The organism is Legionella anisa, assembly GCF_001467525.1.
GTDB lineage: Bacteria > Pseudomonadota > Gammaproteobacteria > Legionellales > Legionellaceae > Legionella > Legionella anisa.
Genome location: NZ_LNXS01000046.1, coordinates 1 through 14,166 on the forward strand (window position 1 = coordinate 1; position 14,166 = coordinate 14,166).

Below are 14,166 nucleotides of genomic sequence, written 5' to 3' on the forward strand. Positions count from 1 at the left end.
AAACGATTCGGATTGAGGTTTAATTTGATCTCTGGCATTTATAACTACGAGTGCAAAAATTAGGGTTTGGAAAGAGGTCTATTGCAATTTAAACCCCACTCTCAATTTCTCCCTATTTCCTGTTAGAGGAAATACGCCAAACCGATTAAGATGACTTGTGTGATAAGGCGATAATGCGTTGAGCATTTCAGGAGAAATTTTATAACCACCTACTTTCATCTCATTAATCACAACGGTCATATTGGCCACGATATGAAGAATAACGGCATTAGCGGCCAAAATTAATAATTTTCTTTTGGATCCCTTGCAGATTATCTTCAATAGTCCCCTCATGCTCAAATGCTACCCAATCACATTAACAGCAGCATTATTCACCGTAAATATAATTAAAGAGAAGTGACAGCTGGTGATCGCGGATTTGTTTGTACGAATCCAAAGTAGCGGCAATGGAGTTACTGTACGCATGCCCCAGTTCTTTAAACCCATTGTTCGCATCAACCGGTTGACGATTGGCTTGAACCCAACTGGCTAATAGGGGCAGCATGGCCATTGGTATGCTGATACGCTCTGAAAACAGATAATTCTTGACTCGCATGGGGTGAAGCCACTTCAAGAAGGACTGCTGACCATTTAATGGGGTGTACACTTCAAGCAACCAAGGCCTAATCCAGGTTTCATAAAAAACCTGGTTAAGTTCTGAGACCTTTTCTACGTTTTCAAATGCCTTGGGTGCATCATGATATTTTTGATGAAGATCTTCAACCCGGCGCTCTTCAAAAGAGACTGTGTATTGCGGCTTATGACAATTGGGATCGTTTGAGGCATTAGAAATTTTCATTTCATAAAGCCCAGGTTTTAATCGTTCTAAATCCTCGATGCTTTCAAGAATAGCTCGATGCTCAAAGCGAACCACATTGGCGGAAACAAAAATACCAAGATGTCCCACATGAGGATTAAGCAGATAAACAATGCGCTGTTTTGCCTCTTTAAGCGCTTTTGTCGTTTTGTAGGCAGTATAAATCCAATACAGTGCCTGATGGGGTGGTGTAATATTATCCCCACTTGAAGCAAAAATGAGCATAGGATTTCGAATTCGTTTCAAATCGGCATGACACCCTTTACACACCCGAAAGAGTCCTTTTTCGAGCTGGTCGCCGATGAATAAATTTTCAACCGTGGAAATAATTTCTTTGCGATTGAATTGAAAATAACTCGTCCACCAGCGTTCAAACTCGAGAAAACGTTCGCGCTCGGTATCTATTTCAAAAAAGAGCTTGTAATTTTTCTCCCATAGGGTATTGGCAGGATTAAGATTTTCAAAATTTTGGACCAACCAAGCCCCATCAAAAATGCCGTTATTGATGTCAGCCAACCAATGCACGATCCAACTACCGCCCCATAATCCACCGGTTAATCGCATCGGATTAATGTCATCGCCACCGGCCCAATACGACAGTGGTGAGCCATTTAATACTGCAGGTCCTGCAAGACCCACACAATCTGAAGACAGCAATGCAATCAACCATCCCGCTTGGCAATTACCATAAAGTACGGGCATCATACCGCCATGACGTTTTGAAATGTCTTCAACAAACTGGTGTAAGGCATGCACTACATCGAGAATATCTTGCTCCGGGCACGGGTCTGGGAAAAATGAGGCAAAATAAACAGGATGTCCTTCCTTCATCGCAACCCCAACCTCTGAATCTCGTTTTAATCCGCCAATGCCAGGACCATGGCCTGCCCGCGGATCAATGATGAGAATGGGTCGCTTTTTTTCATCCAGACATTCTTCGAGACAACACTCACCAACCGCTGTAATTTTAAGTAATGCATAATTTACAGGTGATTTAAAAGTACGCGCATCCAACAGCACTTCATAATTAAAATTAAGAAGAAGAGGTAATCCTTCTTGCTCACGATCTAACAAATTATTTGCTCTTTCTCGTAAAGCATCTAAAAAAAGAATACTTCTTTGCCATGAATCCACACAATAGGCCATTTGTTGTTCGAAAAAATGCAGCATAACAATCCCTTGTTTCTTATAAGATTATCATTTGATTATAGCACCGAGATCCTGAGATTAAGTTAAAGAATGAGTGCTTAATTCCCCACCAATGGCTTTAATTACAGGAATGGGGCAAAAGCGAATTACAACCCCTTAAATAGCCTATTTAGCTCTGTTCATCACAGGTTGGTACATTTTAGGTAAACGCTCAATCACCCAATCGGCTGCATCAGGTTTAGATCGAATCTGATTAGTTTCTAACGTACTCCAAATCCGTGCATAGGTTAGTAATACATTTCGAATATCATGCTCAAGCCCAGCTGAAAGTCTCTCAAGATCATGAAGCATGGCTTTATAAAGTCGCTATATGGGACAGGGGCTAATAGATGTTCAGGTCTTTGACCCAGCAACGTATGATTCTTCAATAAGATTTGGGTGATAATCAGCGCAAGATCGGGCATTTCACGACCAGGCCATGGTTCAAAATTTCCCATTTCAAATGATGGATGAAGCCATTCACCGTTTTGAAAATCAAACAGAGGGCGATAATACCAAGGATTAATTGCTGCCCTTTCCACAAGGGTCATTTTTACTTTTCATGTAAATGCCTGATATTTGGAGAAGATGGGTAGTCAACTCCTTCTTTTCTTTTGAGGTTATGGCACGATTGATCAGAACGAATAAATCAATGTCACTGTATTTTTGCAAACCACCTACAAGGAAAGAACCATAAAGATAAACACCCAAAAGATCTGCGCCTAAAATCTGTGTTAGTAAATCAAGACATTCATTGAGTTGTTGCTTTACGTCACGGTTGTTTTCCATCATTAACACTCAGCCATTTTTTAAAATCATTTAACAATGTTTCTGCTTGAGCGATACAAACTATTACTGCACTCTCAGGAATAATATCGCCAGAATAATCCGCAATATTGCGTTGTTTACGCATAGCGTCCAATATAATTACTGTTTTTTTATCAATACCTAAAGTCTGGGGCAATAACTGAATCATCGTTTGATGATGTCCTGGTTTAGAAGTCAAGGTTCGATATCCATGAGATTGAAGTGCTGCATTTGCTATTTGCATAATTGCTTTATAAGCCGCATCAAAGCGATTCTCTGCGCTGACTAAGTCAATTTTTGAATCCACAATATTACGTTCAGCCGCATGCAAAAGTCGTTTTATTGTATCTGAATGAGACGGTATTTTTTCCAGGCTGATGCCAATTAAGTTATCCAAGGTCATGCAGAGCTCCCATAATAAATAGTTTGGGATTATTTAAAATCTCCTGAATGAAAAGGTCTTGTTTTTGTAAAGATGCTTTCCATTGTTCCCTGGAATATATTTTGGGGTTAATTTCTCGGCCTAAACTCGTTTGAGCAGCATAAAGAGCCGCAACCACTTCTGTAAAATCAATCTCACCAATAATAAGCACATCAATATCACTTCCCAGGTTTTCAGTTCCTTTGGCCACCGAACCAAAAACAAAAGCCACTTCAATTTTTTCAGCTAATGGCGCTAAAAAATCAAACAACACACCCACCAAACCAGAGGTTTTTTTTAAAATGCTAGCAAGCTCCGTATAAATGGAAAAATTACGATTTGCTTGATAGTAAACTTGATTGCCGCTCTGCTCGCGTAGAAGAACTTTAGATTGAGCAAGCTTGGATAGTTCTCGATGAAGTGTACCTGCAGTGGTATTCGTTAGCCGTGCAATCTCTCGGACATGATAACGCTCATCAGGATGAAGCAATAAAAGCGCTAGCACACGCCGCCGGTACTCAGAAAACAATATTGAAGTATCAATCATGATTTTTATATTGAAGCCAACTAAGCTTCAATCATAGCCTAAAAAGCTACACCATGCAATTAGATAAATAAGAAACCATAAAAATAAGTATCGGTTATTAATCAACTATCCACTGAGCCGCATCAACACCACCCGTTATGGGATCCATATAGAGACAAGTATACATGCATTGGTATAATTAAGTTTTGTATATATTTTAAATTTATACTTACTTATACAAGTTTATACTTATTTGTTGTTATAAATAGGTATAATTCTGTATAAAATCGTTTGAAGGACGAAAGTAGTAAAATAAACGGGGTGGCCATGTTGAAAAATATGGCTATCTTTAAGGGGCTTATTTCATCGAATGAAGCCTTATATTAGCGCTCAGGCAATCAACCAAATTCTCAACGACCTCAAGAAAAAATCTATTTTCGATAATGAGACGTCATATTTTTTATTAATGCAGTATTACCTATACTAATATTCATGAGAGTAGCGAGCAATAGATATAAATACATTCCGATTTGATTTGGAGCGACTTTGACGATAGAGCATGCGATGCTGAGAGAGGAGAACAATATGGGGAATAGAGAGCAAATCAAATTATTTGAAACTCAATCAAATGGATTTTTTAAAATTATTTTAATAACCATCTTATCTTTCATGGCATTAAATGCCTATGCAAATATAGAGTCCTATTGCATCAAATACCACAAAGACTCCAAAGTGAAAAGTGTGTCATTATCAAACACGGAGCTATTAATAGAGTTCCATCGTAATGGACGGTCAATAGGAAGACTTCTAACAAAAACAAATGATGCTCAAAATATAAAAATAGATAATATTTATGGGAAAAATTTAGTTATTCATGTTCTATACATCAATAAAAATGGGAGCCGAATAAGATGTTGGGGTGTCTCGAAACCTATAACAAATACAATTGAGATCCAGTGTGATAAAGTTGTTTCATTGAAAAAGATAGAAGTGAAGCCCTCTGACTCACTCAATGGAGAATAGGCTGTCAATAACCCCCAAATTTATGACTCCTGTTAGTGGATTAAAGCCTCATAACTTAAACAAAGCCGCGAGTTGCTGAGTTAAAATACTGGCTATTGACATATATAGTGTCATCGCATGACACTATATAGCACTCAAATGATAAGGAAATCAATCAAAATGATGACTAACAAAATTCAAGGCAAAGTAAAATGGTTTAACAAAGATAAGGGGTTTGGCTTTATTGAAAGCAATGGTAACGATTACTTTGTCCACTTTAGTGCGATTCAAAATAGCGGCTTTAAAACGCTTCCTGATGGGGCAACCGTTCATTTTAAAATGGGCAAAGGACAGAAAGGACTTCAGGCAGAAGAGGTTGAAGTAATTAAATAATATAAAGACCATCATTTTGTCTTTCTGCAAATACAGCTCTGATTGCAACCTATTTTACGCGTAACCATAATCAAGGAGGAAAAAAGTGAACAAACGAGTTGCTTTAGTTACCGGTGGCACAGGGGGCATTGGTACCGCCATATGCCAAGAAATGCAAAGATTAGACTATCAAGTCATTGCTTGCTATTTCAAACACGGCAATCATGATTTGGCAAGAGAATGGCAGAAAAAACAAGCCCATCAAGGATTTGATATCGACATTGCTTACGCGGATATTTCTTCCTTCAATGATTGCGAAAAACTAACAGAATTGGTGTTAGAAAAATACGGCAAAATCGACGCTCTAGTCAACAACGCCGGCATCACCAATGATACCACCTTGAAAAAGATGGCCCCTGAACAATGGCAGGATGTTATCCATGCTAATTTAACTAGTGTCTTTAACATGACGAAAAATATATTATCAAATATGTTGGATAATGGTTATGGACGCATTATCACCATTTCTTCCGTTAATGGGCGCAAAGGCCAATTTGGCCAATGTAATTATGCTGCCAGTAAATCGGCACTGTATGGATTCAATAACAGTCTCGCACAAGAGGTGGCTAAGAAAGGAATTACTGTAAATACTATCTCCCCTGGCTACATCAGTACAGAGATGCTCGCTTCCATGAAAGACGATATTTTAGAAGCGATTGTTGCCCAAATTCCTGTCGGACGCTTAGGCATGCCCGAAGAAATTGCTCGCGCTGTTGCTTTTCTGGCCGATGAGCAAAGTGGCTTTATTACTGGCGCCAATTTTGATATCAACGGTGGGCAATACATGTAGTCACTTAAATTCATCTTGGAAAATAAAATAACTTTTTATTGATTAGCCCCTAATGTTATAGCCGCCATCCACATAGAGAATTTGTCACGTAATGGAAGCGGCTTTATCCGACACCAAAACGCCACCGTCTCACCAATCGCCTCTATGGTCACCAGCTGATGCAAGGGTGCTTCATTAGCTGCCTTCTCCATCAGATTATCAAAATCGACCAACCCTGATGCCGCGCGCGTTCTGATTGGCCCCGGAGAAATGGCATTGACCCGAATCTTTTTGCTCCCAAGTTCCATAGCAAGATAACGAACTGAAGTTTCTAAAGCAGCCTTAACTGGCCCCATGAGGTTGTAATTTTTAACGACTCTTTCTGCACCATAATAACTCATGGTCATGATACTTCCTCCATTGACCATCAGTGGCTCAGCTGCTTTTGCCAATCGAATAAGAGAATGACAAGAAACATCTATTGCCACCATAAATCCCTCTTTGGAGCAATCGACAACCCGACCTTGTAAATCCGCTTTTGGCGCAAAAGCAATGGCAAGAATGACAAAATCAAGCTGACCCCAGCGCTCTTTTATCCTTTGGAATAATGCATCGAATTGGACTTTATCCGTCACATCAAGAGGCATGAAAATGGATGCTGAAACCTGTTCTGCTAGAGGCTGAGCATAACTCTTGGCTTTCTCATTCTGATACGTGATGGCTAATTTGCAATTGGCCTCATGCAATACTTTGGCACAACCCCAGGCAATTGAGTGTTCATTGGCAATGCCAATAATCAGTCCTTTTTTATTCCTCATAGGCTTCCAATTCCAGTTTAGTATTTAAGTAGTGACATGGCATGCAGTGCCATCATCCGTTCTTCATTGGCCGAAACAATGTGTGTCTCAAAAGGTTTTAGAAACTCCAAATGACGTAAGATACCATCACGCACAAATGCTGAATTCTCACCAATCACATCGTTTCTTGCATCAAGCAGATTGCCAAATAACATGTTACTGTACACCAGGTGTGTCATCTCATAACAGCAGCCCATTTGTTTCATATCAAGTCATTTTTCTATGTTGGCTATCGTTTAAGTCTTTATTTACCAGTCTTGTTTAATCCTATGGGATAGTAGATACTGAAATAAAGAATAATAAAAAAGAAGGTATTAAGTTATGACCCACTCTCTAATGAAACGCGCACTAATATTCATCGTTCCTGCTGTTCTTATTGGTTGTTCTTACAATGCCAAACTCACGCCAGAAGGCGAGAAAGTAATCCTTCTTAAGTCAGAAAAACCCTCAAAAAAATGCACGTTTTTAGGGGAAGTGAGGGAGTACGATCGCAATGGCATGAGCCAATCTTATCAGCCCCATGAGCATTTAATTCAGGATGAGCTGAATATCCTAAGAAACAAAGCCGCCCTTTTAGGGGCAAATACGCTTTTCGTTAACGAACATCAGCAAACTTATGAAGGTAACCCCAAAAATGATTTGGTGGCGGACCATTGGATGGTGGGGAGAGCCTACCAATGCAAAACAAAGCAATAGTCATTTTTAAGTCTTACGGTTATGGAAAACAATAGGGTTTGGCTTTTTTCTTGTTGGGTGGTACTTCTGTTGCTGTATTCTTGTTTAACTACGGCATGGACTCTTCAGGAAGTAACCCAAATTGCTTTAGCGGATAACAAAGATTTAAAAGTGGCTCGCTACAATGTGGCGATTGCCAAAGCCCGTTTAATACAAGCGGGTCTTTGGCCCCAATCCAAGTCTGAATTTCTCAAACAACGGCGATCACTTATTTAATGATGAAGGGGGAATATTCACGCAGTGCAGGTTTTAGTCAAGCCCTCCCTATTTCTGGACGTATTGCAAAACAAAAAAACCGTCGCGCGCCTTGATGTACTGAAAGCCATGGCCAAAATTGGGGAAGCAGAGCGCCAAGTGCCAAGTAGAACCCATCCAAAACCGGAGGGTCAAATAGCTCAAAAATCCTCAAAAATATCCTTGGATCCGCATTGAGGACAACGAGATATCACTATCACAGTTCCCAAATTACAATACATTCGTGAAAAGCCATCGCGTCCTAATTGTTCTTTAACAATCTTCATCTGTTTCAACGTCCGGTGTCACTAAGAAGTAGTCGGCAGGAATGGAATCATCAAAATGGCTCTTCATACATTCAATAGGTCCGAAAGCTAATGCTTCAGGCTCGATAGTGCTTGATTCAATTTTAGAAATTTTTATCACAACTGCTACCTTACTGTTTTTAAAAATTTAAATTGTCGCGACAGTGTCGAGACAATTTGTTTGGTTCGTCTTCTGGACGAGCATAAAAAAGTGGAGTGTGCATTCAAGCCGCCTTTTTATGCTCTCCAGAAGCTGCCATGAGTTAATAAAACAGCTCATAGGGACTGAGCTATTACTAATTCTGTAGTAGGTGTATTTAGCCGAACGTATACCGAGATTTCATGCCGTGCAGCCTTTTGAAAAATTTCAGTGAATCAGTAAATTATAAACCATTTTTAGTTCCATTGCAAAATCAGTTAGTCAGTCCAAAGAAGGGCATGCAATCTATTGAATTTATTACAATAATATCAAAATCAAACAATCAAAATTAATAATGGAATTAATTACTTTCATCCAAACCCCGCCCCTTAAAATGTTACAAGAACACCTGCATCTTGCGCTTTACTTAACTGATTTTTCAACCATGTAATTAACTGCAGCTTTAATATCCTCAGTAGTACAACTGGCACATCCTCCTTTTGCAGGCATTATTGCATTACCTCTAATAGAAACATCATACAGTTTATTAATTCCAGTTTTTATCAGTGCATTCCAACTGGCAGAATCGCCTAATTTAGGTGAACCATTGATCCCCATGTTATGACAAACAGAACAATGTTGTTTATAAAGAGTTTCTCCCAAGCTAATATTTTTAAGTACTGGCTTAGGAGCTGTATCACTACGTACACTTTTTAAATAAGTAATGATGGATAATAAATCAGTGTCAGAAAAATAAATCAAGCTATTATGCACGGCCTCAACCATAGGACCATGCATTGTTCCACCACCTAATAACTGATATTCAGTAAATGTTTTCATGAGTTCTTTTTCTGGAACGTCATCAAGTGCTGAATGAGTAATATCAGGAGCTATATAGCCCTCTGCACTGCCACCGGCCAAATTATATTTGCGTATAGGTGCCGCAAGAACAAGATTTTTATCGAATAAATAATAAGAAGGGGTATGACACATGCCACAATGCCCTAATCCTTCTACTAAATAGTTACCACGATTCCATTCAAAGGATTTTTCGGAATTAATTGTATAAGGACCTGTGTTATTAGGATTAAAAAATAAGATCCGCCAGCCAAGCTGAATAAATCGCCATCCGAATGGCCAAATCATTTCATTGCTTCGGTTGGGTTGCTCAACTACTGGAATACTATTCAAATAAACTTTAATTGCCAATAAATCTTCTGTGGGTATTTTGTTGAAATAGAGAAATGGAAATGCAGGGTAGTAATAAGAGTTGTCAGGTGAAATACCTTCTCTCATCGCCTTAATGAAATCTGCGTCCGTCCATTGTCCTATTCCTGTTTTTTTATCAGGAGTAATGTTTGACGAATAAATAACCCCATAGGGTGTTTCTATTGGTAAGCCTCCTGCAAATGATTTACCATTTTCCAATGTATTTGTATGGCAAGTAATGCAGTCCCCTACCTTTACAAGGTATTCTCCACGATTAATTTGTTCTATTTCCTTTGTGGTTTTTCCCTGTAAATTCAATTTCGGGTATTTGGGGAAATTGACTGGATGCTCATAGGATGGAATTGCATTTTCCATTTTCTTACTGATCCGATAATAAATACTCCCTGCAAAAACCGTTATTATAATCAGAAAAACTAGTGCAATGCCCCCTATCTTGCGCATGTATTCTCCTCATCTAGCAAAAGTATTCTCAATATAATCCAGGACAGCTTGCAAATCCTGATCAGTTAAAGAAGAGTTCCCACCCTTGGCAGGCATGCTTCCAATTCCATTGGTTATATTATTAAGCAAGACACTGGGCGATTGGGATAGCACCCCTCCTTTCTTTGTAAAATCTGGAATTGAAGAGGTAATCCCCTTGCCATTAGCACCATGGCATGTACTGCAGTTTTTTTGGTACACCGTTATTCCTGAGGACTTTTCTTCTGTGGTCTCTTGAGTTGATGTGGTCTGTTCGTTTGATTGGGTACCTTGTTGATTTGAGCTCGAGGTATTTGTAGACGTTCCCGTTGTAAATTCAGAAAGAGATGCTTCAGTTAAATAGGCCAGAATCTCTTTTGACTCCTGCTTTGTTAATCCTCCTTGAATACGCATATGCAGCATGATCGTGTTCCATTGATTAGGTGTGTATTCGGTTGGTGCTCGTGAATTATGACAACGCATGCAATTATTTGCCCATAGCTTGGGGCCATTCATATTTTGACTGTTTGATGCTGAAATAAGTTTACTGGCATAACTCATGGAAATCCCATTAAATATAATTCCTATAAGTATAAAAACTAAGTTTATCCAAAAACGATTTAGCATCAGTTTGCCCCTCATTTTTAAAATCCAAACACTAATTGAATCAGGAATAGATTATTATTGCTCTCTGTAAAAGGTTCCCCCCTATTGATTTCATAGGCAGCCTGAACTGCAATACTGGGTGCCACCCAATAATCCACCCCAAGAGCAACTTGATGTAGGCTTTGACTTGAAACAGGTGAAGTATAACCTCCCCAACGTACTATTGGTTGAAATTTTGTTGCAGGGATCCAGTACGCTGCCTGAAGATACCAGGCTTTCCAGCATTCTTTTTGAGGAAATAAGCTCGTTACCTGAGGACCAATCTGTTGCTGAATTACTTCAGCTCTAAAATCCCAGTCTTTCCATTTAAAAGACAAATCTGCTCCTAGAGATGAATAATCACGCCCAATTTCACCAAGGATCATGTTTGTATTGACATCAAAAAGTGCCAGTTTTCCTCCAGCACCAGAAAATCCTATTTCTAACTCAGGTATTGGAAGAATACCGATTCTTCCGCCACCGATGAAATTTCCATAATTATTAGGGAAGCTAGCAGTAGATATGTAGTCAATTAATCCAGTTGTTGTATCTGCAAAAGCGCGTGGACCATTAGCAACAAAGGTAATATAGTTCACTTTTAAACTGGATAGAAAATAGAAACCACCTCGAAGTTGTGCTCCAAGTTGCGATTGCGGCGCTGCTTCATTACTATGAAAGCCAGCAGGAGCTGTTGGCAGTCTGTTGACCCATGAAGGGGATAGATTTTGCGTAAAATAACCAAGCGGACTCTCAAACTCGCCTATTCCGAAAACAGCATAATCATTTAGAAATAAATTAAGATTAAGAGTGTCCAATTCCACATTAGTGACACCATCATCATCTAGTGAAAAATCCACATCTGAATGCAGGAATAATAAATCTTTATATCTGAAAAGAAACATTGGGGTAAAATTAAGTATATCGAAACGCCCACTGTGATTGTTTGGAATACTGTATCCTGCACTAGCTGCTCCAGTGATAAGGCCTGAGATATCAGGATTTGGCCAGAAATAAGGTGTTTTTATTGTATTAGCTTGATTCGTATTTTTAACCTGAGTCTTTACTGGAGTTGTTGGTTGTGTAGTCATTCCTTTTTGTTCAGCGGGAAACGTATTTTTAATGTAATCCAGAACATCTTTTAAATCCTGATCGGTTAAAGCACTATCCCCACCCTTAGCTGGCATGCTGCCAATTCCCTGTTTGATATTATTAAGTAAGATATTTGAGGGTTGGGATAATACACCTCCTTTTTTTGAAAAATCTGGAATAGAGGGGGCTATTCCTTTGCCGTTAGCACCATGGCATGCACTACAGGATTTTTGATAGATAACCTTTCCTGTTAAATTAACTTGCTCACTGTTTTTATTCAGAGCCTTTGAGTTAGTTAACTTTTGATTGGTGTTCTGCTGGTTTGTCTGTGCTATCTGTTCCTTGGATTTTGTTGATTCCAGAGCTGCAACCTTCTGAGTTAACTCTTTGAGTTGCTGCCTCATCAGTTGAATTTCTTGCGTTTGTGTGTTTTGCTGTTCAGGGATGGATTCTGGGGCAAAAGTGCTTTCAATGTAATCCAAAGAAGCTTGTATGTCCTCATCGGTTAAAGCAGGATACCCTCCCTTAGCTGGCATACTGCCTATACCTTGTTTGATGTTATAGAACAAAACACTGGTTGGTTTGGATAATGCTCCTCCTTTCTTTGTAAAATCAGGAAAAGAAGGAGCAGTCCCTTTACCATCAGCACCATGGCAGGCCACACAGGTTTTATGATAGATAACCTCTCCTAAAAATTTTGACTCAGCCGTTTTATTTAATTGTCCCTTGGATTTCCATGGGGGGATTTGTGTGACATTTTGTTCAAGAGTAGACGTTAAGGTTGATTCAGAGGAAAAAGTGCTTTCAATGTAATTCAGAGTGGTTTGTATCTCCTCATCAGTTAAAGAGGGATACCCTCCTTTAGCCGGCATGTTGCCAATTCCCTGTTTGATATTATTGAACAAAACACTGGTTGGTTTGGATAATACTCCTCCTTTCTTTGTGAAATCAGGAAAAGAAGGTGCTGTTCCCTTACCGTTAGCACCATGGCATGCAATACAGGCTTTATAATAGATAGCCTTTCCTGAGGCTTTTGACGTAGCTGTTTTAAATTGATCATTAGATTTCTCAGCAAGTGTTTGAGTGACTTTTTGTTCGGATGTAAATTCAGAGGCAAAGGTGTTAGCAGAGAAGGTAAAAGCTACAACAGGTAACATCAACCAAAAAATAAATCCTTTACACATCATTTAGTCCTTAGGCCCTCTAACTGCTAAGGGTTTTGTTTTCTAGCTCAAAAATTGCTCCAAATATTAGGGGCTAATGTTATCACAGCACCAATTAAAAACAAAGAATTAGAGTTTTCCAAAATGAAATGAGTATGGACAAGCCTACACAGGATGAATACGACCATGAAGTTAGATAATTTAAAGACCATTGAACAAATGGAATCATTTTTAAACGGAAGCCAAGCGATTGCCTTTACCGTTGCCTCAAGCAAAGATGAACGCTATCAGTTTGTAGAAGGGGCGTAACGCATGCAACACATCGAGAATATCTTGCCCTGGGCAAGGGTCTGGAAAAATGAGGCAAAATAAACAGGATGGCCTTCCTTCATCGCAACCCCAACCTCTGAATCTCGTTTTAATCCGCCAATGCCAGGACCATGGCCTGCCCGCGGATCAATGATGAGAATGGGTCGCTTTTTTTTCATCCAGACATTCTTCGAGACAACACTCACCAACCGCTGTAATTTTAAGTAATGCATAATTTACAGGTGATTTAAAAGTACGCGCATCCAACAGCACTTCATAATTAAAATTAAGAAGAAGAGGTAAACCTTCTTGCTCACGATCTAATAAATTATTTGCTCTTTCTCGTAAAACATCTAAAAAAAGAATACTTCGTTGCCATGAATCCACACAATAGGCCATTTGTTGTTCGAAAAAATGCAACATAACAATCCCTTGTTTCTTATAAGGTCATCATTTAATTATAGCACCGAGAGCTGAGATTAAGTTAAGGAATGAATGCTCAAAAAGTTAATTGATTGAACGAATCACACTGTATTCATCATCCAATTCAACATCCTTGTCTAAACCTTTGTTGGGGCTACCGATTTGATGCTGATGACACTTCGCAACATCTGCCAATAAATCCGCTACCTTCTGCGCTTCCCTTTTTTGATCGGAGCTCGTTACTTGTTGCTGAGCACTCATCATCAATTCCTTTTATGAATTGCTGTGAAACACCAAATAACAGCAGAGACATTCATGGATTGTGATTCATTACGATCTCAATCTCCTTTAGGTCGTTTTAATGGCCACCACCTCCATGCCCACCATGTCCGCCACTGTGTCCACCATATCCTTCTTCTGTCTCTTGAGAACTCTGCTTCGCCAAGGTGCTGCATGAGCTTAATGCACCCGTCACGCCGATTAATCCAATTAAAATGATTAGTATTCTAAATCTCCTAAGAACGGTCATTTTATACTCCTTGTAAGCAAAATACATAAATCAATTAGAAATCATGGT

General features: G+C 39.2%; 21 protein-coding genes and 2 pseudogenes. 6 read left to right on the forward strand and 17 right to left on the reverse strand.

Translation table 11 applies throughout. The features are described 5' to 3' along the window. Positions 1–78 precede the first annotated feature (78 nt). From Lani_RS14650 to Lani_RS14670, 7 genes are all read right to left on the reverse strand, one after another. Complete coding sequence (locus Lani_RS14650; RefSeq protein WP_161496362.1) at positions 79–321, reverse strand: Tn3 family transposase; 243 nt, start codon at positions 319–321, stop codon at positions 79–81. A 46-nt stretch (positions 322–367) separates the two neighbouring features. Continuing rightward, positions 368–2,026 (reverse strand): DUF3141 domain-containing protein, encoded by a 1,659-nt coding sequence (locus tag Lani_RS14655; protein WP_082654125.1) that lies wholly within the window; start codon positions 2,024–2,026, stop codon positions 368–370. 144 nt (positions 2,027–2,170) lie between these two features. Beyond that, entirely contained in the window at positions 2,171–2,356 is a 186-nt protein-coding gene (locus Lani_RS20855) for an aminoglycoside adenylyltransferase domain-containing protein (protein WP_223499684.1), read from the reverse strand. Continuing rightward, the gene (locus tag Lani_RS20860) at positions 2,293–2,595 is read right to left on the reverse strand and encodes a hypothetical protein (protein WP_223499695.1); all 303 of its coding nucleotides are present in this window, start codon (positions 2,593–2,595) and stop codon (positions 2,293–2,295) included. Before Lani_RS20860 ends, Lani_RS20855 begins: the two co-directional genes overlap by 64 nt. Next, positions 2,567–2,836 (reverse strand): nucleotidyltransferase domain-containing protein, encoded by a 270-nt coding sequence (locus Lani_RS20865; RefSeq protein ID WP_223499682.1) that lies wholly within the window; start codon positions 2,834–2,836, stop codon positions 2,567–2,569. The genes Lani_RS20860 and Lani_RS20865 overlap by 29 nt, the downstream gene beginning before the upstream one ends. After that, positions 2,817–3,254 (reverse strand): hypothetical protein, encoded by a 438-nt coding sequence (locus Lani_RS14665; protein WP_058388621.1) that lies wholly within the window; start codon positions 3,252–3,254, stop codon positions 2,817–2,819. Before Lani_RS14665 ends, Lani_RS20865 begins: the two co-directional genes overlap by 20 nt. Continuing rightward, positions 3,241–3,819, reverse strand: coding sequence for a nucleotidyltransferase domain-containing protein (locus Lani_RS14670; RefSeq protein ID WP_058388622.1), 579 nt, complete (start codon positions 3,817–3,819; stop codon positions 3,241–3,243). Before Lani_RS14670 ends, Lani_RS14665 begins: the two co-directional genes overlap by 14 nt. Positions 3,820–4,383: 564 nt before the next feature. Between Lani_RS14670 and Lani_RS14675 the strand changes: the two genes are divergently transcribed. The 3 genes from Lani_RS14675 (at position 4,384) to phbB (ending at position 6,022) form a co-directional block, all read left to right on the forward strand. Continuing rightward, the gene (locus Lani_RS14675) at positions 4,384–4,821 is read left to right on the forward strand and encodes a hypothetical protein (protein WP_058388623.1); all 438 of its coding nucleotides are present in this window, start codon (positions 4,384–4,386) and stop codon (positions 4,819–4,821) included. Between the two features lie 162 nt (positions 4,822–4,983). Then, entirely contained in the window at positions 4,984–5,193 is a 210-nt protein-coding gene (locus Lani_RS14680) for a cold-shock protein (RefSeq protein WP_058388689.1), read from the forward strand. An 85-nt stretch (positions 5,194–5,278) separates the two neighbouring features. Beyond that, positions 5,279–6,022 carry an acetoacetyl-CoA reductase gene (gene phbB / locus Lani_RS14685; protein WP_058388624.1) on the forward strand — a complete coding sequence of 248 codons (744 nt, stop codon included), beginning with the start codon at positions 5,279–5,281 and terminating at the stop codon, positions 6,020–6,022. A gap of 84 nt (positions 6,023–6,106) precedes the next feature. On the opposite strand, the pseudogene fabI reads toward phbB, so the two are convergent. Continuing rightward, positions 6,107–6,819, reverse strand: a pseudogene (gene fabI / locus Lani_RS14690) (enoyl-ACP reductase FabI). A gap of 17 nt (positions 6,820–6,836) precedes the next feature. Then, the gene (locus tag Lani_RS20870) at positions 6,837–7,064 is read right to left on the reverse strand and encodes a hypothetical protein (protein WP_223499680.1); all 228 of its coding nucleotides are present in this window, start codon (positions 7,062–7,064) and stop codon (positions 6,837–6,839) included. Positions 7,065–7,179: 115 nt separating this feature from the next. Between Lani_RS20870 and Lani_RS14695 the strand changes: the two genes are divergently transcribed. Together Lani_RS14695 and Lani_RS19850 are read left to right on the forward strand one after the other, a co-directional pair. Next, entirely contained in the window at positions 7,180–7,554 is a 375-nt protein-coding gene (locus tag Lani_RS14695) for a DUF4156 domain-containing protein (protein ID WP_058388625.1), read from the forward strand. 21 nt (positions 7,555–7,575) lie between these two features. Beyond that, positions 7,576–7,959: pseudogene (locus Lani_RS19850) on the forward strand (TolC family protein); the annotation flags it as partial. Positions 7,960–8,100: 141 nt separating this feature from the next. Here Lani_RS19850 and Lani_RS20275 read toward each other — a convergent pair. The 4 genes from Lani_RS20275 to Lani_RS14720 all read right to left on the reverse strand — a co-directional run bounded on the left by Lani_RS20275 (position 8,101) and on the right by Lani_RS14720 (position 12,881). After that, a complete protein-coding gene (locus tag Lani_RS20275; protein ID WP_156415169.1) occupies positions 8,101–8,253 on the reverse strand; it encodes a hypothetical protein in 153 nt (50 codons plus the stop codon). A 441-nt stretch (positions 8,254–8,694) separates the two neighbouring features. After that, positions 8,695–9,942, reverse strand: coding sequence for a c-type cytochrome (locus Lani_RS14710; protein ID WP_058388628.1), 1,248 nt, complete (start codon positions 9,940–9,942; stop codon positions 8,695–8,697). Positions 9,943–9,951: 9 nt separating this feature from the next. Next, a complete protein-coding gene (locus Lani_RS14715; protein ID WP_161496363.1) occupies positions 9,952–10,587 on the reverse strand; it encodes a c-type cytochrome in 636 nt (211 codons plus the stop codon). Between the two features lie 17 nt (positions 10,588–10,604). Further along, positions 10,605–12,881, reverse strand: coding sequence for a c-type cytochrome (locus tag Lani_RS14720; RefSeq protein ID WP_082654126.1), 2,277 nt, complete (start codon positions 12,879–12,881; stop codon positions 10,605–10,607). Positions 12,882–13,043: 162 nt separating this feature from the next. On the opposite strand from Lani_RS14720, the gene Lani_RS21045 reads away from it, so the two are divergent. Continuing rightward, positions 13,044–13,166, forward strand: a complete 123-nt coding sequence (locus Lani_RS21045) for a hypothetical protein (RefSeq protein WP_263291255.1) — start codon at positions 13,044–13,046, stop codon at positions 13,164–13,166. On the opposite strand, the gene Lani_RS21195 is transcribed toward Lani_RS21045, so the two are convergent. The 4 genes from Lani_RS21195 to Lani_RS20510 form a co-directional block, all read right to left on the reverse strand. Beyond that, a complete protein-coding gene (locus Lani_RS21195; protein WP_420795182.1) occupies positions 13,145–13,399 on the reverse strand; it encodes a DUF3141 domain-containing protein in 255 nt (84 codons plus the stop codon). The two genes, Lani_RS21045 and Lani_RS21195, sit on opposite strands and share 22 nt — an antisense overlap. Then, positions 13,314–13,589 carry a DUF3141 domain-containing protein gene (locus tag Lani_RS20660; RefSeq protein ID WP_058388631.1) on the reverse strand — a complete coding sequence of 92 codons (276 nt, stop codon included), beginning with the start codon at positions 13,587–13,589 and terminating at the stop codon, positions 13,314–13,316. Before Lani_RS20660 ends, Lani_RS21195 begins: the two co-directional genes overlap by 86 nt. 84 nt (positions 13,590–13,673) lie before the next feature. Continuing rightward, entirely contained in the window at positions 13,674–13,850 is a 177-nt protein-coding gene (locus Lani_RS20280; protein ID WP_193393262.1) for a hypothetical protein, read from the reverse strand. Between the two features lie 97 nt (positions 13,851–13,947). Continuing rightward, positions 13,948–14,118, reverse strand: coding sequence for a hypothetical protein (locus Lani_RS20510; RefSeq protein ID WP_167344755.1), 171 nt, complete (start codon positions 14,116–14,118; stop codon positions 13,948–13,950). Positions 14,119–14,166 lie beyond the last annotated feature (48 nt).